Genomic DNA, 24,255 nt, shown 5'->3' on the forward strand with positions numbered 1-24,255 from the left:
AATAAGATCGGAGAACTTAAATGCAGACTTCTATCATTGTTCTGGCCCAGCATCTGCCGCTGCTCAAATCATGTCTTGCCAGTATTGAACTATTCACTAAGTCTCCCTATGAGCTGATTGTGATTAACGACGGGGGAAATAAAGAGATCAGCGAATACCTGACCCTCTCTAAGCGGGCCCGCTCCTTCGCAACCAATGAATTGATAGGTGTTGCCACCGGCTATAACATCGGCGCTTCCATGGCGGAAGGAGAATACCTGGTTTTCATGCGCGATCATATGATTGTCTCCGAGAACTGGCTGTCCAGCCTTCTTGGCTGTGCCCGCAGGCATCCGCAGTCTGCAATGATCGGTCCGGTCAGCAATGATGTAAGCGGATCGCAGAAGCTGCCGGTCATATGCACCGAAATGGATCAGCTGGACCATATCGCCAAATCCTTCGCCCTGTCCAAAGCCGGACAAGCCAAAACCACTACACGGCTGCTCAGCCACTTGCTCCTTGTACGCAGCAGCGTGTTCGAAGCTCTCGGCGGATTTGATGAACAGTTCGGGCTGGAATGCTATGAGGATGATGATCTTTGCTACCGGGCTATTCAGGCGGGATACAGCCTGCACATCGCCCTGGATTGTTTTGTCCGCTATATCCAGCCTCCGTCCCTGTTCCCGGATAACCCCGGCTGGTACAGCGGGCAGCTGAACCTCAACAGAGAGAAAGCACGCAAAAAATGGGGATTTGATATTACAAATGCCCTGTTTGAAATGAAACGCAGTGTTACCGTGAGTTTATGCATGATTGTCAGGAATGAAGAAGCTACGCTGGAACGCTGCCTCGAGAGTGTTAAAGATCTGACGGACGAAATCATTATTGTAGATACCGGCTCCACAGACCGGACAAAGGAAATAGCCCGCCGCTACACGGATAAACTCACTGATTTTGCCTGGGTGGATGATTTCTCCAAAGCCCGGAACTTTGCCTTCAGCCTGGCAACACAGGAATATGTGCTGTGGCTCGACGCCGACGATGTCCTCCTTCCCGCTGACAGAGAGAAGTTCAAAGCTTTGAAAGGCGCACTTGACTGGGACACAGATGCCGTATCCATGAACTACAATCTCGCTTTTGACGAGCACGGCAACGTAACCTCCAGCCTGACACGCAACCGGCTGGTTAAGCGGGAGAACGGCTTCCGCTGGATTGGTATCGTCCATGAATACTTGGAAGTGAGCGGAAAGGTGCACCGCTCCGATGTTTCTGTTACACACGGAAGAGTGCACGGGAACTCCGACCGCAACCTGAACATTTACGAAAACCGTTATGCAGAGGGGGAGATTTTCTCTACCCGTGATCTTTACTATTTCGCTAACGAGCTCAGGGAACACAAGCAGTGGGGCAAAGCAGTTTCCTTCTATGAAATGTTCCTGCAGCAGGCGGACAGCTGGGTAGAAGACAAAATCAACGCCTGCGGCAGCCTCTCCGATTGTTTCCGGGAGCTTGGCAATGTACAGCAGGCGAAGGCCAAAGCACTGCATTCCTTCACCTTTGATCTGCCGCGTGCGGAGAACTGCTGCAGAATCGGAAGTCTGTACATGCTGGAGAATGATTACAGCAAGGCGGTTTTCTGGTACAAAATGGCGACCGAATTATCCAAACCGCTGGACAGCTATGCAATACTCCAGCATGCCTGCTGGACGTGGCTGCCTCACCTGCAGCTTGCTGTCTGTTATGACCGTCTCGGTCAATATGAACGGGCCAGCGCCCATAACGAAGCAGCTGCAGAATATATTCCAAATGACAGCAAAGTGCTGGCGAACAGAGCTTATTTTAACGGCCTGGGCGTTGCAAGTAAGACATATACTTTAGGGGGAAGCAACAGATGAACCAAAAGCAAACAAAAGCTAAATTAACAGAAATCAGCCTGGATCAGCAAAACACCAAAAAAGATATTAAACCAGTCCTGATGAAGACATCCATGGCTGTAATGGTGCTCAGCCAGACTGCCGGACTGCTGCCAAACCTGGGGCTTGGGGGAACAGGTACAGCTTCAGCCGCAGAAAGAAAAGGATTCAACGATGTAAGCAGCAGTTCATGGATGTACAAATATGTAATGAAGATTGCCGCTCTCGGCTTTGCTGAAGGCGATACTGCCGGAAATTTCAATCCGAAAGCTCCGCTTACTCACCAGGAGGCAGCAATTATGGCTCTGCGCTTCCTCGGCATTGATGCCCCTGCCTCCCCGGCCGGTTCATCCCCATTAGAAGTAAGTGAATGGGCGAATGCCTGGGTACAGACCGCCATCAGTGAAGGACTTATTAAACCGGAAGAAGAACTGGCCGCGGGCTGGGGAACCGAAAATGCCAGCCGGGAATGGCTGACCCGGCTCGTGATCCGGCTGATCGACAAAGAAAATGAAGCGCTCGCGCTTACAAGTGAGCCTCTTCCTTTTAATGATGAGAATCAAATCTCGGCCTGGTCCGCCGGCTATATCAACGCCGCTTCCCAGCTGAAAGTCGTGCAGGGCTTTGAAGACAAGACGTTCAGACCGGACGCCGATGTAACAAGAGCACAGGCTGCGGCAATCTTCAGCTTGGCGGAACGTTATGCGCCAACGGATTCGGGTACTGTGGCCCGCGGTAAAATCATCAGTGTATCCGCAGACAAGATTGACGTTCTGACAGAAAACGACCAGACGGTCAGCCTTTCCCTAAACGGTACTACGCTTATTTTTGGAACAAACGGCGAAACAGCTTCCGCACTGGTAGTCGGCCAGCCGATTACAGCAATCTACAGCGGTGGTATCGCTTCTTACGTGGAAATTGCCGACATTACCAAGGCGGAAATCACTCTGCCTAAAGGCGCAACAGGTGCTACGGGTGCAGTCGGCACGACCGGAGCGACGGGGGCGACCGGTGCAACAGGTGCTACCGGAGCTACCGGGGCTACGGGTAGTGCGGGATCCCCTGGCGGCCAGGGCGCAGTAGGTGTGACAGGGGCAACGGGTACCGCTGGGCCTGCTGGACCGATTGGCGCGACCGGACCTGCCGGCGCGACGGGACCTGCTGGTGAAGTCGGCGCGACCGGGGCTACCGGAGCTACGGGGCCTGCCGGTGAAGTTGGCGCGACCGGGGCTACCGGAGCTACGGGACCTGCCGGTGAAGTTGGCGCAACAGGGCCTACTGGCGCGACGGGACCTGCTGGTGAAGTCGGCGCGACCGGGGCTACCGGAGCTACGGGACCTGCCGGTGAAGTTGGCGTGACTGGGCCTACTGGCGCGACGGGCCCTGCCGGTGAAGTTGGCGTGACCGGGGCTACCGGAGCTACGGGACCTGCCGGTGAAGTTGGCGTGACCGGGGCTACCGGAGCTACGGGACCTGCCGGTGAAGTTGGCGCAACGGGGCCTACTGGCGCGACTGGACCTGCTGGTGAGGTTGGCGTGACAGGTGCCACTGGGGCTACCGGGGCCGATGGCGCGACTGGCGCTGACGGCGCAACGGGGGCTACCGGAGCTACTGGCGCTGATGGCGCGACGGGCGCTGACGGCGCGACGGGTGCTACCGGAGCTACTGGCGCTGACGGCGCGACTGGGGCGACCGGAGCTACTGGCGCTGACGGCGCAACGGGTGCCGACGGCGCGACGGGTGCTACCGGAGCCGACGGGGCTACGGGTGTTACTGGCGCTGACGGCGCTACAGGTGCGACCGGCGCTACTGGCGCTACTGGAGCGACAGGTGCTACTGGGGCTACTGGAGCGACGGGTGTTACAGGGGCTGACGGAGGAGTATCAACCACCTTTATCCCGTTCTCCTCAGGCACGGCAGTATCCTTAAACACCGTTGCAGGAGGTCTCTCCGGAAATGTCGGCCTTATCGGTTTCGGAAGCTCAACGACAACTACCTTCTCCGGAGGAAATACTATAGACCTTACAGGGTCAGGTGACCCTGCATTAAATATCAACTATGCCTTCTCTGTGCCAAGCAGCGGTACAATCACATCCATCAGCGGATACTTCTCCACAACCGCGGCGATGTCGTTGGTAGGCTCTACTGTTATGATTACAGGACAGCTCTACGCCAGTTCCGGTCCTAGCAATATTTTCAGCCCGGTTCCGGATGCTATTGTATTTATAAATCCGTCGCTGACAGGGGTTATACCGATGGGCACTACCTCGAGCGGTACTACCACTGGTTTATCTATTCCAGTTACTGCCAACACCCGCTATCTGATGGTGTATACGGCTACTGCTAGTGGAATTTCACTTGTAAACAACCCTAGAGGATTCATTAGCGGAGGTCTCGGTATTAGCAGCAGCAGTACACCGTTTATTCCTTAAGAATCTTTGATACTTTAATCCTATGATTCATCCCCATGCCTAGCTTTATTCACATTGAGGCTGTCATTCCGCAGGATTCCCTGCAGGCGTGACAGCCTTTTTTCCGCATCTAACAGAGAAAATATAACTGATTTCCTTGCGGGACCCCACCCCCATGTACATAATAATGGAATACAAACTTAGCTTTAAAGGAGTAATCGCCTTGAAAACCCTATTAATCGTAGAAGATGACCGGAGCCTCAATAAAGGCATAGCCCTCTCCCTGGCCCAGAATGGCCTGAACATCGAACAAGCCTATACACTGGCCATGGCTGAGCAGATCCTGAATTCAACCCGGGTGGATCTCATTCTGCTGGATATCAATCTTCCCGACGGAAGCGGGCTGGATTACTGCGAGAAGCTCCGGAGAACGTCGCAGGTGCCGGTCATCTTTTTGACTGCGAATGACATGGAGCCCGATATCGTTACCGGTTTTGCCCTTGGAGCAGACGATTACATTACGAAGCCGTTCAGCCTGATGATTCTGCGGGCCAGGGTAATGGCCGTGCTCAAAAGGTCAGCTGCGCAGCCCGAAGACAAAGTCACGGTTGGATCTCTAACGCTTGACTTCGGAAAGCTGGAATTTTATAAGCATAATGAACAGCTTCATCTAAGCAAAACAGAGCTTAAGCTGCTGCATATTCTGGTCTCAAACCCTGGCATGATTCTGGACAGGGAACAATTAATCCATAAAATCTGGTCACAGGAGGCGGAATTCGTGGATGAGAATGCACTGACAGTGGCCGTCAAACGGCTGCGGTCCAAAATTGAAGATGAACCCTCCTCCCCAAAATACATTAAAACAGTCTACGGTCTCGGCTACATGTGGGCGGAAAGGCCAAATGTATGATTAGCAGCAGACAGAGTTACGGCTCCAAACGGATAAGCTTTATTTTTGGGTCCTTTTTCTTGCTTGTGGTGCTGGGCTATGCAGGTACTGTTATTTTTCGGCTCGGGGCTGATCCGTTTTTTCTGAATTTCACTTTCCTTTTCACGCTGCTGCTGTGCTTCATGGGGGCTGGCTGGATGTGGGCATTACGGCGGCAGGCTGCCGCTTATATGAATACCCTGGATGAAATGGTGGACCGGGCAGTACACGGACGGGAGACCATGACCCATTTTGACGAAACCAGCCTCTCCTCCCTGGAGCACAAGCTGCTGCGCTACATTGAAATCTCCAAAGCCAGTGAACACAACCTGGAAACGGAAAAGAACAGAATCAAAGAGCTGATCTCCGATATCTCCCATCAGACCAAGACCCCTCTCGCCAATATCATGCTGTACAGCCAGCTGCTGGCCGAAGCGCCGGAGCTTGAGGATCATACCAGACTTCTTGTCGGTCATGTCCAGTCCCAATCGGAAAAGCTGCAGTGGCTGATTGCTTCACTTGTCAAAATGTCCCGGCTGGAGACCGGCATGATTACGCTGCAAAGTACCGTTCACCCTGTCATAGAGACGCTTACCCGTGCGGTATCCCATGTTTACACTAACGCAGAGAGTAAGCAAATCAGCATCCATATAGAATGCAGCCCCCTGATCACAGCCCATCACGACCTGCAATGGACCAGTGAGGCACTGTTTAATCTTTTGGAAAATTCGGTGAAATACACAGACGCAGGCGGACAAATCAACATTAGCGCCGAGAGCAACGAAATGTTCACGAAGATCGAAATTTCCGATACCGGTATGGGTATTCCCCCGGAGGAGCTGGAGCATATTTTCAAGCGTTTCTATAGAGGACACGGCGCCAGGGAGTATGACGGGCTCGGGATCGGGCTGTTTTTGGCTCAGAAAATCATCAGCATGCAGGGCGGTTACATTACGGCGGCTTCTGCAAATGGTAAAGGGACAACGGTTTCCATCTTCCTCCCTCAGCTCTAAATGTGTCAATACCGTCAGATTTCAGACACGGCCACGTTAGAATTGTCTGCTACCCTTGAAGAAGATTACAGGATTACGGAGGGGATGGCCTATGCCTATTTTAAAAATGGAGCACCTCAAGAAATATTACGGAAAAGACCCGCAGACCAGGGTAAAAGCACTGGATGATGTATCGCTGTCAGTAGAAAAAGGAGAGTTTGTGGCCATAGTCGGCACCAGCGGCAGCGGAAAAAGCACTCTCTTGCATATGCTCGGAGGGCTCGACAGGCCTACGGAGGGCCAGGTTTGGGTGGACGGGAACGATATTTTTGCCATGAGTGACGAGAAGCTGACGATCTTCAGGCGCCGGTCGGTCGGTTTTATTTTTCAGAGCTATAATCTGGTGCCGATTCTGAATGTGCTGGACAATATTCTGCTTCCGGTTGAGCTGGACGGCGGCAAGATTGATCAGGAATATCTTAATGAAGTCATCCGCGCGCTTGGACTGCAGGAGAAAATCCATAATCTTCCCTCCAACCTATCCGGCGGACAGCAGCAGCGTGTAGCCATCGCCAGGGCGCTTGCCACCAAACCGTCCATTATTCTGGCAGACGAGCCCACCGGAAATCTGGACAGCAAAACCAGCCAGGAGGTTCTGATTCTGCTGAAGCAGCTGAGCGGGAAGTTCAATCAGACGATTGTGATGATTACCCATAATGAATCTATCGCTCAGACGGCTGACCGGATTATCAGAATTGAAGACGGACGCATCGTATCCGGAAACGCCGTATCCGCCGGTGCTGATCTATGATGCCGACCAATAACCGCAGGATCATAACCCGCCTGTCCATGAAAAGCCTCAGAGCCAGCCCGATGCGCAGTCTCGCCGTGGTCTGTGCAGTCATGCTGACGACAATGCTGATCACCTCGATTTTTACGATGGCCTTAAGCATCAACAAATCGATGGAGCTGGCCCAGATGAAAACCGTAGGTACCGATTTTCACGGAGGCTTCAAATATCTGACGCTGTCACAGGCAGACACCCTGAAGGAACATCCCTCCATCCGGGAATACGGAGTTTCACTTAGTGCCGGGAACCTGCGGAATAGGGTGTTCCGGGACAGTCCGGTTGAGGTAAAACGGATTGACGAGGCTTATGCCAGGCACGGCTTTATTACTTTTATAGAAGGCGGGCTGCCAGCCGCAGAGAATGAGGTTGTATTAAGCACCTGGGCACTGGACAAGCTCGGTATCCCGCATGCGCCCGGACAGCAGGTGCAGCTAGACGTTGATACCGGGGAGCATGTCCTCCGGCAGGAGTTCAAGGTCTCAGGCTATTATGAGGCGGACAAAAATTTGTCGATAGCCGGACTGGCTTTTGTGTCAGAGGCTTGGGTGCAGAAGAACCTGTCCGGGATTGATCCGCTAAAATCCAAGGACAGCGGCTCCTATGTGAACACCTCTGAGCTCAGTGTGATGTTCAGCAATGCTATTGATATCGAACAGAAGCTGAATAAGGTGCTCGCTGACACGGGCCTTGATGTACCCACCGGTGTCAATTGGGCATACACGGCTTCTTCCCTTTCGGACAATCTCATTAATCTTGTACCTTATGCTGCAGTGGTTCTCATCATCATGTTCAGCGGCTATTTGCTGATTTATAATATTTTCTACATATCCGTTGTACGGGATGTGAAGCTGTATGGAATGCTGAAGGCAGTGGGGACTACTCCACGGCAGCTCAAAAGACTCATTCTTACCCAGGCCCAGCTGCTCTATATAATCGGGCTGCCGTTCGGCCTGGCTTCCGGGTATGGAATCGGCGTGCTGCTGACACCGCTGCTGAATACTTTTTCCAGCGAACCCTTGGAGGCCACTTTTTCTGCCAGTCCGTGGATTTTTGCCGGGGCTGCTGTGTTCTCCTACCTGACGGTATGGATTGCCGCAAGCAAGCCGGGCCGGATGGCCGCGCGGATTGCTCCGGTGGAAGCGGCCCGGTTCGCAGGTGTAAGTGCAGGCCGGAGGAAAAACAAGCGTTCCAGACGCGGGGGAAAGCCCGCTAACATGGCCTTCGCCAATCTTTTCCGCAACAAAACAAAGCTCAGCCTTATGCTGGCCTCGCTTTCTCTAAGCATGATCCTGTTCAGTATTATCTTTACCGTCATCCACTCTCTGGATGTGAATAAATACCTTAACAGCTTTATATCCGGGGATGTGGTCATCCGCAATAGAGCAGTTGTGCAGGCCGCAGGCGAGCAGCCTGGTGACCCCTACAAACTGTCGGAGGCGTTCACAAGCAGCTTGGGCCGGATAGATGGAGTAAACAGTGTGGACAATGTCTATTTTAAAATTGAAAATTACACGATGGATGAAAGAATACACGCTACGCTGGACCCCCTAGCTGAAACTGCGCAGCCTGAATCGGCTTTGACTTACTATCTGGAAAAGGATTATGTTCAGCTTAATTTATACGGTATAGACGCCGGCTGGTATGATCTGGTGCAGAAGGATATCATAGAAGGCAGCTTCGACAAACAGAAGTTTGCTTCGGGAAACTATGTGCTTATTACAGAGTCCATTATTACGGCAGATGAATATACCTCCCACTATCATCCCGGTGACATGATCGAATACAAAGGTCTCGGTAAAAGCTATGAGGTTATGGCCGTTCTGAACTATGACGCACTTTATGCCGCTACTACTCAGATGTACACCCTCTACGGATATAATGCCTTCCTGCCATCCGCTGAATTGACCGGAACGCTGCCGGATGGGAGTACTCCGCCTATGGGGCTGTCATCAACGCTGCATATTGATCCTGCCAAGCTGGACAGTGTTCAGCAGATCGCCAAATCCCTTGCCGCATCCACAGATGAGCTGGTCTACAAATCCAGGGAGGATTACAGGCAGGAGCTTGGCAGCTTTATCCGCATTTTTCAGACCGTGGGCTACGGCCTCAGCTTCGTTATTGCCCTCATCGGCATTCTGAACTATATCAATACTGTAATTACCGGGGTCATTACCCGCAGAAATGAATTTGCCTTGCTGGAGAGCATCGGGATGACCCGGCGCCAGCTCAAAAAGATGCTGGTTTGTGAAGGACTGTACAATGTCCTGCTGGTGACAGCAATTACTTCAACTATAGGCGTATTTCTGACCTACAGCATCTCCAAAACGATTACGGGCAACATGGCCTTTACTGTATTCCGGATGAGCTGGCTGCCCTTTATTCTGGTCGTTCCGGTTCTGGCTGTCATGGCGTACACGGTAACCTTAAGCTCGTACCGGATGCTGCGTAAAGACACGCTGATTGAACGGCTGCGGCAGACGGAATAGCTAAGGTTATCCGTGGGTTAAGACTGGCCCATCCATACTAAATAGAGCAGCGGCCCCTCTCTTAAACGGAGGAACCGCTGCTCTTATTGTTATCCTTTATAGTAGCTTCACTTATTATTCAAAAGCAGGCAGTGCGATCTCCGCGTAGTTGTCCTCCAGGAACTTTTTCACTTCCGGGCCGCTGATGCGTGCAGCCAGCTTCTGGATCGCATCGGAACCCTGATTGTCCTCACGGGCAACCAGCGTGATGGAGAACTCGGAATCCTCGCGTTCTGTAATCAGCGCATCCTTCTTCGGTGTCAGTCCGAGCGGGCTGGCATATGCCGGTGTCATGGCTACCAGATCGCCGTCATCCAGCATCCGGGCCAGCATCAGCAGATCAACTTCCTCGAACTTGAAGTTTTTAGGATTTTCAGTGATATCGCCTTGTGTGCCTGTGATGCCTACGCCTTCTTTGAGCTTAATCAGTCCGGCATCCGCGAACATTTGCAGGGAACGTCCGATGTTCGAAGGATCGTTGGCCATAACCAGCGTTGCGCCTTCCGGCAGCTCTTCAACCGATTTGTATTTCTTGGAGTAACCGCCGTAAATGGCATCGTAGACCGGTTGAACAGCTACCAGATTGGAGCCTTTGCTCTCATTGAACTGCTGCATGTAAGGCACGTGCTGGAAAAAGTTCGCGTCAACTTCTTTGTTCGCCAGCGCTTCGTTCGGCTGCACGTTGTCAGACAGTACAACAATCTCCATATCGACTCCGTCCTCAAGCAGCAGCGGCTTCACAATATCAAGGATGTCTGTCATCGGCGGAATCAGGGTGGCCACTTTGATTTTTACAGGCTCGGCGCTTTCCGTAGCTGCCGGAGCTTCGGCATTTTGATTACTGGTATTGTTGCTAGTGTTACTGTTTCCACAACCGGCGACAATCAGTACGAGCAGCGTTAATACAGCTATCAAAGATTTTTTCATAGTTCCATGTAACCCCCAGTGTTTGTGTGTATTATCAGTAAATTGCGGTCCTGTACAGCCTGGTGTAACCTAGCGTTTATCCAGCAGTCTTGCCGCCGTGCTTCCGACAAATTGAATGATCTGCACCAGCACAATCATTACGACAATGGCATAGACCATCACTTCCGTCTCATAACGCTGGTAGCCGTAACGGATGGCAAAATCACCTACGCCGCCCCCGCCGACGACTCCCATGACTGTCGAGAAGGAAATGAAGCTGACTGTGGAAGTCGTGAGTCCAAGCACCAGCCCCGACCGGGCCTCCACATACAGAAATTTGAAGATAAGGGCCGCCTTCGAAGCCCCCATGGACCGTGCAGCTTCAATGGTGCCTTTGGGAACCTCCAGCAAAGCCTGCTCCACAAGCCGCGAGTAATAGGCTATAGCGACTACGGACAGCGGAACGGTAGCCGCCATCGTCCCGATTGCTGTTCCCACGACCATGCGGGTAAACGGAATCAGTGCCACCACCAGCAGCAGGAACGGAAAGGAACGGACCACATTGACGATACTGTTCAGCGTGAGCGACAAGCCCCTGTTCTCATAAAGCTGCCCTTTACGGAAAAAATACAGCAGCGTTCCCAGCGGCAGACCCAGCAGCACCGCTGCTCCCACGGAAAAGCCCACCATTACAAAGGTCTCTCCGATCGACTGCCACATTTCCTCATGATATTTCAGCATGCTCTCAAACATCGGCTTTCCCCGCTTTGCCGGTAATCTGCTCCCGGTAGGAGCCGGAATGGCCTGCAGGGAGAGTGAACCCGCCATCCGCACGGGCAAAGGAATCGGCAATCCGCCCGTTCTCCATTACGGATACATGGCTGCAAATGCTGCGGACCACATCCAGCTCATGGGTAACAACAACAATGGTCACACCAAGGGCTGTGTTGATATGCTTCAACACGCCGAGAATTTCTGCCGTAGTCACCGGGTCCAGCGCCGAAGTCGGTTCATCGCACAGCAGAAGGCTCGGGCTGTTCGCCAGCGCCCGGGCAATGGCTACCCGCTGCCGCTGTCCTCCGCTTAATCTGGCGGGATACTGCTCCGCCTTGTCAGCCAGACCGACAAAATGCAGCACCTCATCCACCCGCTTCTGCCGTTCCCCGCGCGGCACACCGGCCAGCTCCAGCGGGATAGCGACATTCTTGCTGACGGTTGCATTGCTGACCAGATTAAAATGCTGAAAAATCATGCCTATCTTTTGCCGCTCTTCCCTTAGCAGCTTCTCCGGCATTTCAGTCAGCACTTTTCCGCCTACTGTAACCTTGCCCTCATCAGGCCGTTCCAGCAGATTAATCAGCCGCAGCAGCGTCGATTTTCCTGCCCCGCTGGCCCCGATAATTCCGTGAACAGATCCTGCCTCTACCTCAAGTGAAACCTGCTGAACGGCATGAAACAAGCCTTCCTTCAGCGTGAAACTCTTGCTTACCGCACTCAAAGACAGAATGTGAAGCCCCCCTCTCCAGACCACTTCTACTGATGCTTTTTGTCCCCCGTACCTTGTACTATAAATATTTAAAAACTGTTTCACTAAAAATCTCTTTAAATAATAAGGTATTTCACAGTCTGTGTCATCATTTTTATGAAAATGATATATCAGCATGGAGTAGAAGACCATACGATCAGGTTCCGCAATAGTGTTAGAATGTTCCAGCAGCTGCCCAATTATACTTACTATACCAATCCGGACGCGCAGAAAGGCCCCGGCAGCTTCTGGAAAACTGCCGGGGCCTCACATTCGGTTATATTATGTGTATCTAATATCAGCTCTGCTCTGTTCTCTTCAGCCGTTCCGTCCTGCCAGCCTTGCGAACGCCGGTTTCGGAGCGTGCTGCTCATCGAACAGGAACGGCCAGTTTTTGCGTCCGCGGACAGGAAAATCATCCAGCCACGTATAATCATCCGCTGCTCCCCAGAAGGTGACGGATGAAATCACCTCACGGTATTCTTTTAGCAGGCGGAACAGCACTTCATACCGCTCTGCCTGCAGCTCCAGCAGGTCCGCCGGAGGACTCTTCAGATCTGTCCGCCTGTCGTCAAAGCGGAACAGCGACATATCCAGCTCTGTAAGCTGCAGCTGCAGTCCCAGGGAGGCGTATTTCTCAATCGCCGCACGGACATCATCCAGCGCCGGGTCGTATAAATTCCAGTGCGCCTGCAGCCCGACACCATGGACCGGTACGCCCTGATCGAGCAGCGATTTCAGCAGGGTATAGATTTTGTCCCGTTTATGCGGATTAGATTCATTATAGTCATTATAGAATAACAGTGCGTTGGGATCGGCTTCATGGGCGAATTCAAAGGCTTTGGCAATGAAATCCGGACCGGCGGTTTCCAGCCATTTGGACGGGCGCAGCAGTTCGCTGCCTTCATCGGCAATGGCTTCATTCACTACATCCCAGGCATAAATGTCCTCTTTGTAGCGGCCTACAACCGTATCAATATGAGATTTCAGCCTGGCAAGCAATAGCTCCTTGCCGGCAGGACGGCCTGACTTCTCCTCAAACAGCCAGCTGCCCGTCTGGTTATGCCACACCAGAGTATGCCCGCGCATGGCCAGACTGTGCTTCCGGGCAAAGGCGGCCAGCTCATCGGCCTGCCCAAACCTGTACACATCCTCTTCCGGATGCAGGCTTTCAAATTTCATCTCATTCTCGGCGGTAATGCTGTTGAAATGGTAGGCAAGCAGAGACTCCTGCGTAATAATGGTCCGCGGGTTAACCGCAGCTCCGATTTTAAAATCCTCAGCAAATACCGCCTTCAGTGCAGGCTCCGTAAAGCTGTTCATGCCCCTCATGGCTTACCTCCAGGTATCATTCGAGTTAAATTTTGTTGTGCTTGCACAGCCTGTTGATTAGCCGTGTTATGGAAAATGGTCCTAGGGAGTCTGTAAAGGACCAGCTAAGTGGAATTCCTCCATTTAATCCTCCGAAAAACACCGGTTTTACAATGCTTGTTGGAAAAACTCCACTTAAATGTACTGAACGAGTCTATAAAGGCCTTTATCCGCCCGAATAGCTGGACAATTTCCAACTAAAGTCTTATAGATGGTAAAAAGGACAGCATTAGGTGGAGAAAATCCAACTAAGGTCTGGGGCATTCTTACAAGAGAAGCTGACACCGGGTGATTTTGACTTTTGCAGGAGCTTAATTCAGTCTACAACGTCTTATACTCCAGCCAGTCAAAATACGCCACCGCCTGCGAAGCCGCGCCTTGGCCTGCGGCATACATGCCGGTAACCACTCCGGTAAAGCCGTTGCCTTCCACTGCCTGGGGAGACAAGGCATACGCCGGTCCTGCAGCCAACAGAATCCACTCCACTCCGTCCAGGGAATAGAGCAGGGAATATTTATCGGGGTCTGTCTTAATTTTCAGATATACTTTATTCACATTCACCGGTACTTCTGCGACGGGCTGGGTTTCACCCTTTACCGTCAAATACGCTGCTACAACGTTATGCCCGTCCCGCACAGCGAGGCAAATCTCATAATGCGCCCGCTCATTCATTCGCGCACAGAGTCCGGCCTGTTCGCTTTCGCTCCCCGGTACGAACTCCAGCAGTGTGCTCCACTGCGCACATACATGCTGCTGCCTCCTGCCGATAAAGGCGGTCTGGCCGATGCCGTTTATACCGCAGGGCTGCCCCCGGAGCGCCAGCCAGCCCGGACGTTCATCCAGCGACCAGCTGCCCTCCGCCGGATTGCGCAGAAAGGTCAATTCGAACGGAAGCTCCCCCGTATCGAATTCCAATCTGCTCCCGCCCTCCTTCACCGGCATAGGCCACCAGTCCGAACCCTCGGGAACCTCCATCTGCAGCGCCACAACACCTTCATTATTGTCAATTACCGGCCAGCCGTCTTCTGTCCAATTGACCGGGGCCAGAAAGGTTTCTCTTCCCAGCACACTGTACCCTTGGTCCGTTAGCCGTACGCCCAGAAAGACAGCCCACCAGTTCCCGCCGGGACCCTCTATGAGGTCGGCATGGCCCAGATACTGGATCGGATGCTCAATTCCCCTGTGTGTCAGAATCGGCTCAGGCAGCTGCTCAAACGGCCCGTACGGCGAAGTACTGCGTCCGATAATTTCACGGTGCTCCTTCGCGGTGCCGCCTGAAGCCGCCATAATATAATAGAGTCCGTTAATTTTGTATAAATGCGGTCCTTCCAGCCAAGGTCCGCCGTCGCCGGTCCAGATGACTACAGGTTCGCTCAGCGCCGTTCCGGTAGCGGCATCAATCTCATACTGGATGATATGGGAATCATAACCCGCTCCCTGCTGTGCGGTCACATATACCCTGCCGTCATCATCGAACATAAGGGAAGGATCAATGCCGCCATAAGGAACGGCGACCGGGTCTGACCAGGGGCCGGCCGGATCGGCAGCGGTAACATAGAAGTTGCCCCTGCCGCGTACATCCGTTGTAATCATATAAAAGATTCCCGCATGATACCGGATTGCCGGAGCATAAATCCCGTCGGAGCTGCCGCAGCTGCGGATATCCAGCTGGCTGATCCGGTCCAGCACATGGCCGATCTGCTTCCAGTGGATCAGATCCCGGCTGTGAAAGACCGGCACCCCCGGGAAGTATTCAAAGGAGCTGCAGACCAGATAATAATCATCTCCTGCCCGGGTAATGCTGGGATCGGGATAGAAGCCGGGAAGAACCGGGTTAGTATATTGAAGCGGTACCTTGTTCACCATTCTGCAGCCAACCTTCCTGAATCTGTAACCGCCGCAGCGGCCTTATTCTTTAACACTGCCGACATTCAAGCCTACGACAAAGTACTTTTGCATGAACGGATATACCAGCAGGATCGGCACAGATGCCACGACTGTAATTGCTGCCCGGATTGACAGCGGTGTTACCATCGCCTTGGCCGATTCCTGGTTCATCCCTACGCCGGCTGCGACGTTAGGATTGCTGTTGGAGTTCATCGTCGAGGACAGCAGCTTCATCAGCTCATACTGGAGTGTGCTCAGATGCTGTCTGGAAGAGGTATAGATAAAAGCATCAAACCAGGAGTTCCACGCCCCTACGGCAACGAACAGCGCAATGGTGGCCAGTACCGGCTTGCATAACGGAAAAACCACCCTCATAAAGATTTTGAAATCTCCGGCACCGTCGATCTTGGCCGACTCCATCAGGCTTTCCGGAATGGTGCCGATGTACGTACGGATAACGATCATATTAAAGGCGCTGATCATGGACGGAAAAATATACACCCAGAAGCTGTTCAGCAGGTTCAGATCTTTAATCAGGAAATACTGGGGGATCAGACCGGCGCTGAAGTACATCGTCAGCACAAAGATGACTGTAATCGGCTTGCGGAATACATATTCCCTGCGGCTCAAGGTATAAGCCAGCATCGTTGTCAGGAATATGTTAAGAATTGTAGAAATGACTGTCCGTGCAACTGAAACCAAAAAAGCATCATAGATGGTTCCCGAGGCAAAAATCGCCTTGTAATTCTGCAGTGTCCAGTCTCTGGGCCACAGGTAAATTCCGCCGCGGATGGTATCATTCCCTGCATTGAATGAAACGGCAATCGTGTTCAAAAACGGATATAAGGTCACAAGCACCAGGCAGATCATAAATACCGTATTGAAGGTTGTGAACAGAACCGGTTCAATCCGGCCGGTGCCTAAGTTTTTTTTCGTAGTGAATCCTGCACTTTTGTGAGGGCTTATCTGCCGGTTATCCATCATTATAACAGCCTCTCTTCCCCGAGCTTCTTCGCAGTCCAGTTAGCCATCAGCAGCAAAGTTACACTGACTACTGTTTTGAAGATACCGCCCGCTGTTGCCAGTGAATAGTTGCCTTGGGCAAGCCCGTATTTCAGTACAAAGATATCTATCGTCTCCGACCAGTCCACGACCAGCCCGTTGCCGAGCAGATACTGTACTTCAAAGCCTGCTTCCAGCACATGCCCTATAGACATGATAAGCAGAATAACAATCGTTGCTTTAATACCCGGCAACGTTACATACCACATTTTTTTGTAGCGGTTTGCACCGTCAATTTCAGCAGCTTCATAGAGCGCCGGATCAATGGAAGCAATGGCTGCCAGATAAATAATTGTATTCCAGCCGACTTCCTTCCACACATGTGAAGCGCCGACTATGCCCCAGAAATACTTGCCTTCACTAAGCCAAAGTATAGGTTCGTCAATAATATGCAGCTTCATTAATACGATGTTGACAATACCGTCATTGATGGACAGCGAGGTCGCTACAATACCGGTTACGATAATCCAGGACAGAAAGTGGGGCAGATAAGAAATGGTCTGCACCGTTCTTTTCCAGAATACCTTCTTGATTTCGTTAAGCAGCAGTGCCAGTACAATCGCGGTTACAAAGCCGAGAATCAGGTTGATGATCCCCATCGCCAGCGTATTGCGCAGCACCCGGAGGAAGTTGTCATCGGTAAACAAAAACCTGAACTGTTTAAGGCCCACCCATTCCTGTTCGCTGAAGGACTTGCCCGGACGGTAATTCTGGAACGCCATGGTCCAGCCCCACACCGGTACATAAGCAAAGAGAATAATATAGAGCATTAGAGGCACAGACATCCAAATAAGCTGATTCTGGCTTTTAATCAAAGACCAGGTAATCGGCTGTTTTTTCTTCCTTTTGTTCTTCTTCGGATGCCGGACGACGTTTTCTATTTCTAGGGTCTCAGCCATATTCGTTGTCTCCCCACTCGATCAATTTAATTTAGGAAGTGGAAGGCCTGCCGGCCCCCCACTCTCTAATCCGGAAGCTGAAACTCCCGTTATTTGCTCCAGTTATCAATTCTCCATTTGATCTGCTCATTGATCTTGTCTTCATAAGCCTTCACATTGGCTTTGCCGATCTGTCCGACATATTCATTCCATACAGCATCGAATTCGGCCGGTTCGGCAAGGATCGCTTTCGGCAGGAACTTCGTCTGCAGCTCATTCAGCTTGGTACTGGCTATTTTGGCATCCGAGCCTTCAACAAGGTCAATGGACCATGCAGGGTAGTAGACCGGGTTGGCAGGCGGTTCGCTGAAGAAATCCACGTAAGAGTCAAAACCGTAAGCATCAAGCACTTCCTTGTCAAAAGGCTTCAGACCCGCTTTGTATTCTTCAGGCTGTGCAGCGGCATCTGTGGAGTTGCCGTCGCTGAAGCTTCCTTCTGTTTTAGGGAGGAAGTCAAACATCGCTTTGGCCTTGTTGGCCAGCTGCCAGGTGGCATCCGCTGCATTGTCGCGCTGTTCCTGGGTTCTCATGAATCTGCCGTTCTCAACGATGTAATCTTCGCCTTCAATCCCCCAGGAGAACGTCTTCTGCCAGTCTTCCTGAATCAGGGTGTCAAGCAGCTTGATAATTCTGACCGGATCTTTGGCATTCACACTGATACCGAAGCCATTGTTAAGGTTCAGAACTGCAAGATCGCGGTAGTAGTCTTTGGTCGACTCGTCATATACCAGCGGAAGACCTACATAGGTACGTTCAATCTTGCCCTGGGTAGTCAGCGAGTCTTCAGCAGCATTGAAGTTCCAGTGCTGGTCGAACATTCCGAGAACCGTGCCGCTGGAGAGCTTTGCCATATACTGGTCGTAGTTCTGTACAAAGGTTTCTTTATCGATCAGACCTTTAGCATTCATTTCGCTCAGCTTTTTGTAGTACTGCTTGGCGTAGTCTTTATCTGCAAATATTTCAGCAACGCCGTCCTTTACAACTACACCGCCATCGTTTGGATGACCGATCAGATGCTGCGGCGCATTGAACAGACCCCAGTTTTTCCAGTCATAATTCAGAATTTCGAACCCGATCGTCGGGCTTCCGTCGATTTCCGGATACTTCGCTTTATATTTCTCGATCAGATCAAAGTATTGATCCAGTGTCTTGACCTGCGGGTAGTTGAACTCTTTGAGGACTGCCTTTTGAATCCAGAAGGCTGGCCCTGAATACCAGGAGCTGTTGACTTTACCGTTGTATACACCGTAGTTCGGCAAAATATAGATATGGCCGTCATTCGGGTCCTTCATCATGTTCCAGTAATCTTCATAATGGGCTTTCAGATTCGGAGCATGCTCTTCAATCAGGTCCTCAAGCGGGATATAAGCCCCTGCTGCGGTAAGCTTTGTATTCCCGGTCATCAAATCCGGATAATCCTGCCCGGCAATCATAACCCCGAGCTTCTGGTTAATGTCTCCGGCCAGAAACTCCATATCAAAGCTGGCGCCTGTTTCTTCCTTTATTTTTTTGTAAATCTTATTGTCCGGCGTTGGCTGCTGCCCCGCCTGGCCGATGAAGACGCTTACGTTAAACGGTTCAATTTTGCCGTCAGTGTTTGCCGCAGCAGTTGCGGCCGCTCCCTGGCTCTCCTCATCGTTTGCTGCAGTATTGTTATTGTTGTTACCGCCGCATCCAGCCAGTGCAAAGCTAAGGGATAACAATAAAATCATGGAACTCTTAACCGCTGTTTTCGACTTGCCCCCCATTGAAGCACCTCCATGTTTTTTTGAAAGCTCAATTTGTAAGCACTTACATAACTAAATTATAGAGGTGATTTTTAACAGAAAATAGAACTGAACTAAAGGTGTATCCCCAAAAAGTTTAGAACTTTGCGTTCCGGTATTCATTCGGTCCCATTTGCATTTTCTTCTCAAAATGTTTCAGAAACAGGCTGTAACTGGAATATCCCACCCGTTCTGCAATATCCGACAGCTTGAGCTGGCTCTCACGGAGCAGCAGTGCCGCCTCCCTGATCCGCAGGTTATGAAGCTGTTCATTGAAGGTCATTCCGTTCTTCTTGATAAGCAGCTGGCCCAGATAGACGGGATGCAGATAAAAAACTTCCGCCAGCTTCTGAATACTCAAGCTTTCCCGGTAGTGCTCCCCGATATAGCGGTTGATCTCGCGTACAATACCGTGCGAGCGCTCATCCTGCTCCTCCCGGAGCAGGGTAATCACGCTCTCGCCGCAGGCTGACAGCTGCCCCATTAGTGCCGGCAGTGTTATCATGGGCTGCTGAATCTCGGGAATTTTGAACTGCTCCTGCAGCGCGGTACGCTGCCCTCCTCCATTCTCAGGCACCAGCTCCATCATTTTGTACATGATATGTATTACGAATTTCTTCACCGCCTCAGGTTCCACAAGTTCCTCCCGGAATGAGTCGGCCGTGTTACGGACCGCCTGAATAAACCCGGACAGATCGAGGGTGTTAATAGCGCCCATAATGCCGTCCATCATCCGGAGATGATCATAATCACGGCTGAAAGGGGTGGCCTTCACCTCCTGATAAGCCAGCACTCCGGAGTGCTGCGGTCTGTAGAAATAATGCCGCAGGGCTTCCTTCGCCGCATGGTAACTGTCAGCCAGCCTGATAAGCTCTTCAGTCCAGAACCCTGTGGCCGTATGCAATTGGCTGCTGGAGTATTCCTGATGCAAAGTGATGAGCAGCTCAGGCATTACGTCACAGCCGGCGGATAATTGCCCAGCCCCGTATACGATGCCATATTTTGCGCCCTCAAGATCAATGAAGTATGCTCCCGCTGTTCCGTCCAGCAGGGATAGCGTCCTTGCCCTGATCTCTGTGGCAAGCTCAGGTGCACACTGGATTAAAGCAATATTCCAGGCGCTTATCCCTTCCGACAGCCTGTCCAGCAGCGCAGTCTCCGCCATGTGCTGCCCCCGTTCAAGCAGCAGCCCTTTGATACAGGCAGCGGCTTCTTCCGAGAAGGCGATCTTGTTAACGAGTTCCCTGCGTTTTTCCTGCTCCAGTTCGCGGATCAGTTCGCGCAGCTCCTCCGCCGCCTCTTCCGGGAACACCGGTTTCAGCAGATAATGGCTGATCCCGTAACGGATCGCGGTCTGGGCATACTCAAACTCGCTGTACCCGCTTAATATTGCAAATTTGATTCCTGTTCCGCCCTCCTGCTGCCAGGCCGAGATCATCTCCAGCCCGTTCATCAGCGGCATGTTCACATCTGTAATGACGAGATCGGGCCTCAGCGCCTGCATCTGCCGCAGGCCCTCCTGCCCGTTGCCGCAGGTTCCGCATACCTCAAGCCCGAGCTCCTCCCACGGAATCCACATCAGCATCCCCTCCAGGGCACTGGGCTCATCATCGATCAAAAGTACAGTGTAGGTCATCGCTTACCCTCGCCTTCCAGCGGATTTATCTTTTCAAGCAGCCTGAGGGGAATGCCAAAGGTGACCACCGTTCCCTCATCCGGGGTACTGTTAATCTCAAAGCGGACCTGATCCGCATAATTCAGCTCCAGTCTGCGGTACACATTGCGCAGCCCGATATTTGTTCCCGGGGAATCCTCATCAGCGATAGCCGCCAGCAGCTCTTTCAGTCGCTCTGCTTCGATGCCTTTCCCGTTATCCGAGACGGTAATCTGCAGCCGGTTATCCTCCACGGCGGTCTTCACCTTGATAATGCCTACCCCGCCGATCTTCTGCAGCCCATGCTTGCAGGAGTTCTCGACCAGCGGCTGCATGCTCAGCTTCGGGATTTTGTACTGCAGAGACTGCTCATCAATCTCGAACTCATATTCAAATTTGTCCCTGAACCGGAATTTTTCAATTTTGAGATACATCTCGATAAACGTCATTTCCTCCTGCAGCGACACCAGATCCTCTTTCCAGCTGAGCAGCCGGCGCAGCAGCTTGGACAAGCTTTTGATAATATCGGTAACATCGGAGTAGTTGTTTTTGGTACAGACGACCAGGATGGCATTCAGGGTGTTGAACAGAAAATGCGGGTTCATCTGGCTCTGCAGAAAATTAAGCTCTGCCCTGACCCGCTCCATCTCCAGGTTTTTACTCTGGATTTCCAGCTTGTACACATCGTTAATCAGCGAGTTGATTCTTGTGGTCATCATGTTGAAATTACGGATCAGTCCGCCAATTTCATCCCGGCCCTCGTCGATGCCGATCAGCTCAAATTTCTCATTGGATACCTTCTGCATATGTCTCGACAGCCGTTTGACCCGGTAGTTATAAGATCTTAGCATGATGTAAATAAAACCGCTGGTGAGCAGCGTAATGGTAGTGGCCATAAATGCCGCGTACAACCGGATATCCAGGATGGCCTGTGTAATCCGCTCCCCCTGGGTAATGCCGATAATCCGCCATCCTTTAAGGTAATTGGCTGTTCCTACCGCCTTGATATGTACATCCGGCCCGCGGTCATTGATATGCTCGAACAGGGGATAAGGCTCTTCTGTAACCCGCTGATAGCCGCTGTCCGCGGACATGACAATCTGGCTTTGTTCATTGACCAGATACAGACGCAGATAATCCTTTTCCCTGACAATCACGTCATAAATCTTGCTGAGATCCAGATCAATCCGCAGCAGCTTCTCGTAGTTATTCTCTGTGCTGTAGTTATCCATCTGCTCAATAATGCTCATGGTGGGGGTCGTGGAGACCGCATTGTTATTTTCACTCATCCGGTAAGCGCTAACAACAATCTGGTTTTTGGAAGCTCTCATCTGCTTATACCATTCGCTGGCCCGGACCTTCTGATTGATCACCTGATAGTTGCCTCCGGAAACGACAGTCTGATTGTCTGTAAAGACACTGATCCGTTCAATCTGGTTGTTCACCGGGATATAGCTGTTCATCCGGTCACGCAGCTGCTCATCAAAGGTATTGTAAAATTCAATGGAATCCTTGTAAGGCCGGTCCAGCATTTCATACAGATTTTTGTCTGCGGACAGCGTGTAGCTGACGGCAACGCCACCTTCGATATAATCATGAATGTCCTTCCTTGCCCGTTCCAGGGAAATCTCCAGGTTCTGCTGTTCTCTGGATTTGATCAGGTCGGTAATCCGGCCCAGAAAGACAAGATTGATAACCATGATGGGAAGCAGCACACCTACGATGTAAATGAGGAAAAACTTATAGTTCAGGGGAATGTCATTTACGATATTTCCGAAGCGGAATTTTCTTTTGTCCATTTCGTGCCCACCTGGCTTTCTCCATGCTACTTGCAGTTATGCGAATTCTTATACGCGGAAGGAACGACCCCCACCACAGCCTTAAACTTGTCGATAAAATAATCCGTATTCGAAAATCCGACCTGCAGTGCGATATCCGATATTTTCAGCTGGGTCCGCTTCAGGAGCCCCTTGGCCTCTTCAATCCGTTTCTCATTCACATATTCGCTGAAGCTGCGGCCGGTCTCTTTGCGGAACAGCTGGCCCAGATAGGCGGAGTTCATATGAAATTTCCGGGCCAGCTCCTGAAGCTGCAGCTTACTGCGGAATTCAAGATCCACGTACTGGATGACATTAAAAATGGTATTTCCCTCGTTATGCCTGCGGAGCTCCGCCAGATAGGCTGCCGACTGCGTGCACAGCGTAAGCATATAATGGCTGAGACCGGAATAATTGGAAAGCTCGCCGAGACTTCCGCAGGCAGCCTGCAGCCTGTTCATGACAACGGCGGGGTCCCCGTTTGCCTCCGTAATCAGCCTGCAGAGGGTCATTTCCAGATGTGCTGCTTGTGCCTGTACAGCCTCTACCGGCATCAGCTGCCCGGCAAAACGTGCAAAGAGCTCCTCAACACTAAAGCGGATTTGCTCCAGGTCTCCCGCTTTAACCGTTTCCAGCAGATTGGTGCCCCTGCCATCCGGCCGTTTCTGCCCGGACCCGGTGCGCTTAAGGTCACAGTAATAAAAAACGCCGCCCTTCTCCTTATGGCATTTCAGCTTCCAGGCTTCCAGGGTTTGGTTGTACAGCTCGCGTATGGACTGGCCGCCGTGCATCCGGTCACTGACCAGGGCAATCACCGGCACCTGCAGCCGTTCGGACTGCTCCCGGGCCAGCTGGGTCACCGCCGCAGCCAGATTCTCCTGAGTGATGGGCCCAGACTGTACAATAATCCCCGCCCTTCCGGCTCCGTCCTGAAAGGAGCAGGCGGCTTCTGCAGGAAAATACCGGTTCAGCTCGCCATCCAGATTGATTGCGGAAGAAGCGGCGAGCATAATACAGACCAGCTCCGCATCCGGCTGCAGCCGCAGCAGGCTGGAAGCCATAAGCTGCAGCTGCTCATCCGCCTCGCCCTGGATCAGGCGGTTAATCAGGTGATTGGTGATAAATGTCTGCTTTTTCCCGCGCTCATTATTGGAAGCGATTTCATTTTGGATGATTACTGACAGCCTTCCGAGAAGCTCTTCCATCTCTTCATCGTCAACGGGCTTCAGCAAATATTGCTCCACCCTCTGGCGGAGTGCAACCCTGGCATATTGGAAGTCGTCATAACCGCTTAAGATCACAAACCGCGGCGGCCTGTCCATGCTTTCATTCAGTTTGGCGATCAGTTCCAGGCCGGTCATTTCCGGTATATTAATATCTGTTAAGACCAGATCCGGCTTCAGTTCCTGGATCAGCTTGAGGGCATCCGGACCGTTAAGGGCTTCTCCGCAGATTTCAAAGTGAAATCTGCTCCAATCAACCATTGTCCTGAGCCCCTCCAGCACCCATGGCTCATCATCGACAATCACGACTTTCAACATGGACCTGCTCCTTTCGTTCCCTGTTATAAGCTGCTGATAAGAAAGTCAAAATGACTTATTAGAATGCTATCACATCCCGGGCTAAATGGGAATCATTTCCTTGGCGCTAATCTCCGGCTGCAGTCCCGTTTGTAAGCAGCTGAAATTGCGTCGTCTTCCTCATTATAAAACGCCAAAAAGGATGTTCACA

Annotated in this window: 17 protein-coding genes; 6 read left to right on the forward strand and 11 right to left on the reverse strand. The window is 51.8% G+C overall.

Translation table 11 applies throughout. From position 1 onward, the window contains the following. Positions 1-20 precede the first annotated feature (20 nt). The 6 genes from C2I18_RS07895 (at position 21) to C2I18_RS07925 (ending at position 9,559) form a co-directional block, all read left to right on the forward strand. A complete protein-coding gene (locus C2I18_RS07895; protein ID WP_249900705.1) occupies positions 21-1,874 on the forward strand; it encodes a glycosyltransferase in 1,854 nt (617 codons plus the stop codon). Further along, positions 1,871-4,324, forward strand: a complete 2,454-nt coding sequence (locus C2I18_RS29615; protein ID WP_275100969.1) for an exosporium glycoprotein BclB-related protein — start codon at positions 1,871-1,873, stop codon at positions 4,322-4,324. The genes C2I18_RS07895 and C2I18_RS29615 overlap by 4 nt, the downstream gene beginning before the upstream one ends. Positions 4,325-4,526: 202 nt before the next feature. Then, a complete protein-coding gene (locus C2I18_RS07910) occupies positions 4,527-5,213 on the forward strand; it encodes a response regulator transcription factor (RefSeq protein WP_249900706.1) in 687 nt (228 codons plus the stop codon). After that, positions 5,210-6,244, forward strand: coding sequence for a sensor histidine kinase (locus C2I18_RS07915; RefSeq protein WP_249900707.1), 1,035 nt, complete (start codon positions 5,210-5,212; stop codon positions 6,242-6,244). The genes C2I18_RS07910 and C2I18_RS07915 overlap by 4 nt, the downstream gene beginning before the upstream one ends. A gap of 91 nt (positions 6,245-6,335) precedes the next feature. Then, positions 6,336-7,034 carry an ABC transporter ATP-binding protein gene (locus C2I18_RS07920; RefSeq protein ID WP_249900708.1) on the forward strand — a complete coding sequence of 233 codons (699 nt, stop codon included), beginning with the start codon at positions 6,336-6,338 and terminating at the stop codon, positions 7,032-7,034. A 38-nt stretch (positions 7,035-7,072) separates the two neighbouring features. Next, complete coding sequence (locus C2I18_RS07925; protein WP_249900709.1) at positions 7,073-9,559, forward strand: ABC transporter permease; 2,487 nt, start codon at positions 7,073-7,075, stop codon at positions 9,557-9,559. A gap of 114 nt (positions 9,560-9,673) precedes the next feature. Here C2I18_RS07925 and C2I18_RS07930 read toward each other — a convergent pair whose 3' ends face one another. The 11 genes from C2I18_RS07930 to C2I18_RS07980 form a co-directional block, all read right to left on the reverse strand. Continuing rightward, the gene (locus C2I18_RS07930) at positions 9,674-10,525 is read right to left on the reverse strand and encodes a MetQ/NlpA family ABC transporter substrate-binding protein (protein ID WP_249900710.1); all 852 of its coding nucleotides are present in this window, start codon (positions 10,523-10,525) and stop codon (positions 9,674-9,676) included. A gap of 69 nt (positions 10,526-10,594) precedes the next feature. Further along, complete coding sequence (locus C2I18_RS07935; RefSeq protein WP_249900711.1) at positions 10,595-11,257, reverse strand: methionine ABC transporter permease; 663 nt, start codon at positions 11,255-11,257, stop codon at positions 10,595-10,597. Next, positions 11,250-12,011, reverse strand: coding sequence for a methionine ABC transporter ATP-binding protein (locus C2I18_RS07940; protein WP_249902042.1), 762 nt, complete (start codon positions 12,009-12,011; stop codon positions 11,250-11,252). The genes C2I18_RS07935 and C2I18_RS07940 overlap by 8 nt, the downstream gene beginning before the upstream one ends. Positions 12,012-12,347: 336 nt before the next feature. Beyond that, the gene (locus C2I18_RS07945) at positions 12,348-13,361 is read right to left on the reverse strand and encodes an endo-1,4-beta-xylanase (RefSeq protein ID WP_481857897.1); all 1,014 of its coding nucleotides are present in this window, start codon (positions 13,359-13,361) and stop codon (positions 12,348-12,350) included. A gap of 360 nt (positions 13,362-13,721) precedes the next feature. Beyond that, positions 13,722-15,266, reverse strand: a complete 1,545-nt coding sequence (locus tag C2I18_RS07950) for a glycoside hydrolase family 43 protein (protein WP_249900712.1) — start codon at positions 15,264-15,266, stop codon at positions 13,722-13,724. A gap of 42 nt (positions 15,267-15,308) precedes the next feature. Beyond that, entirely contained in the window at positions 15,309-16,268 is a 960-nt protein-coding gene (locus tag C2I18_RS07955; RefSeq protein WP_249902044.1) for a carbohydrate ABC transporter permease, read from the reverse strand. 2 nt (positions 16,269-16,270) lie between these two features. Beyond that, entirely contained in the window at positions 16,271-17,248 is a 978-nt protein-coding gene (locus tag C2I18_RS07960; protein WP_249900713.1) for an ABC transporter permease, read from the reverse strand. An 89-nt stretch (positions 17,249-17,337) separates the two neighbouring features. Next, complete coding sequence (locus C2I18_RS07965; protein WP_249900714.1) at positions 17,338-19,035, reverse strand: type 2 periplasmic-binding domain-containing protein; 1,698 nt, start codon at positions 19,033-19,035, stop codon at positions 17,338-17,340. Between the two features lie 115 nt (positions 19,036-19,150). Next, a complete protein-coding gene (locus C2I18_RS07970; protein ID WP_249900715.1) occupies positions 19,151-20,689 on the reverse strand; it encodes a response regulator transcription factor in 1,539 nt (512 codons plus the stop codon). Then, entirely contained in the window at positions 20,686-22,506 is a 1,821-nt protein-coding gene (locus C2I18_RS07975) for a sensor histidine kinase (RefSeq protein WP_249900716.1), read from the reverse strand. Before C2I18_RS07975 ends, C2I18_RS07970 begins: the two co-directional genes overlap by 4 nt. A 26-nt stretch (positions 22,507-22,532) precedes the next feature. Further along, the gene (locus tag C2I18_RS07980; RefSeq protein WP_249900717.1) at positions 22,533-24,065 is read right to left on the reverse strand and encodes a response regulator transcription factor; all 1,533 of its coding nucleotides are present in this window, start codon (positions 24,063-24,065) and stop codon (positions 22,533-22,535) included. Positions 24,066-24,255: the final 190 nt, after the last annotated feature.

The organism is Paenibacillus sp. PK3_47, from assembly GCF_023520895.1.
Taxonomy (GTDB): Bacteria; Bacillota; Bacilli; order Paenibacillales; family Paenibacillaceae; genus Paenibacillus_AQ.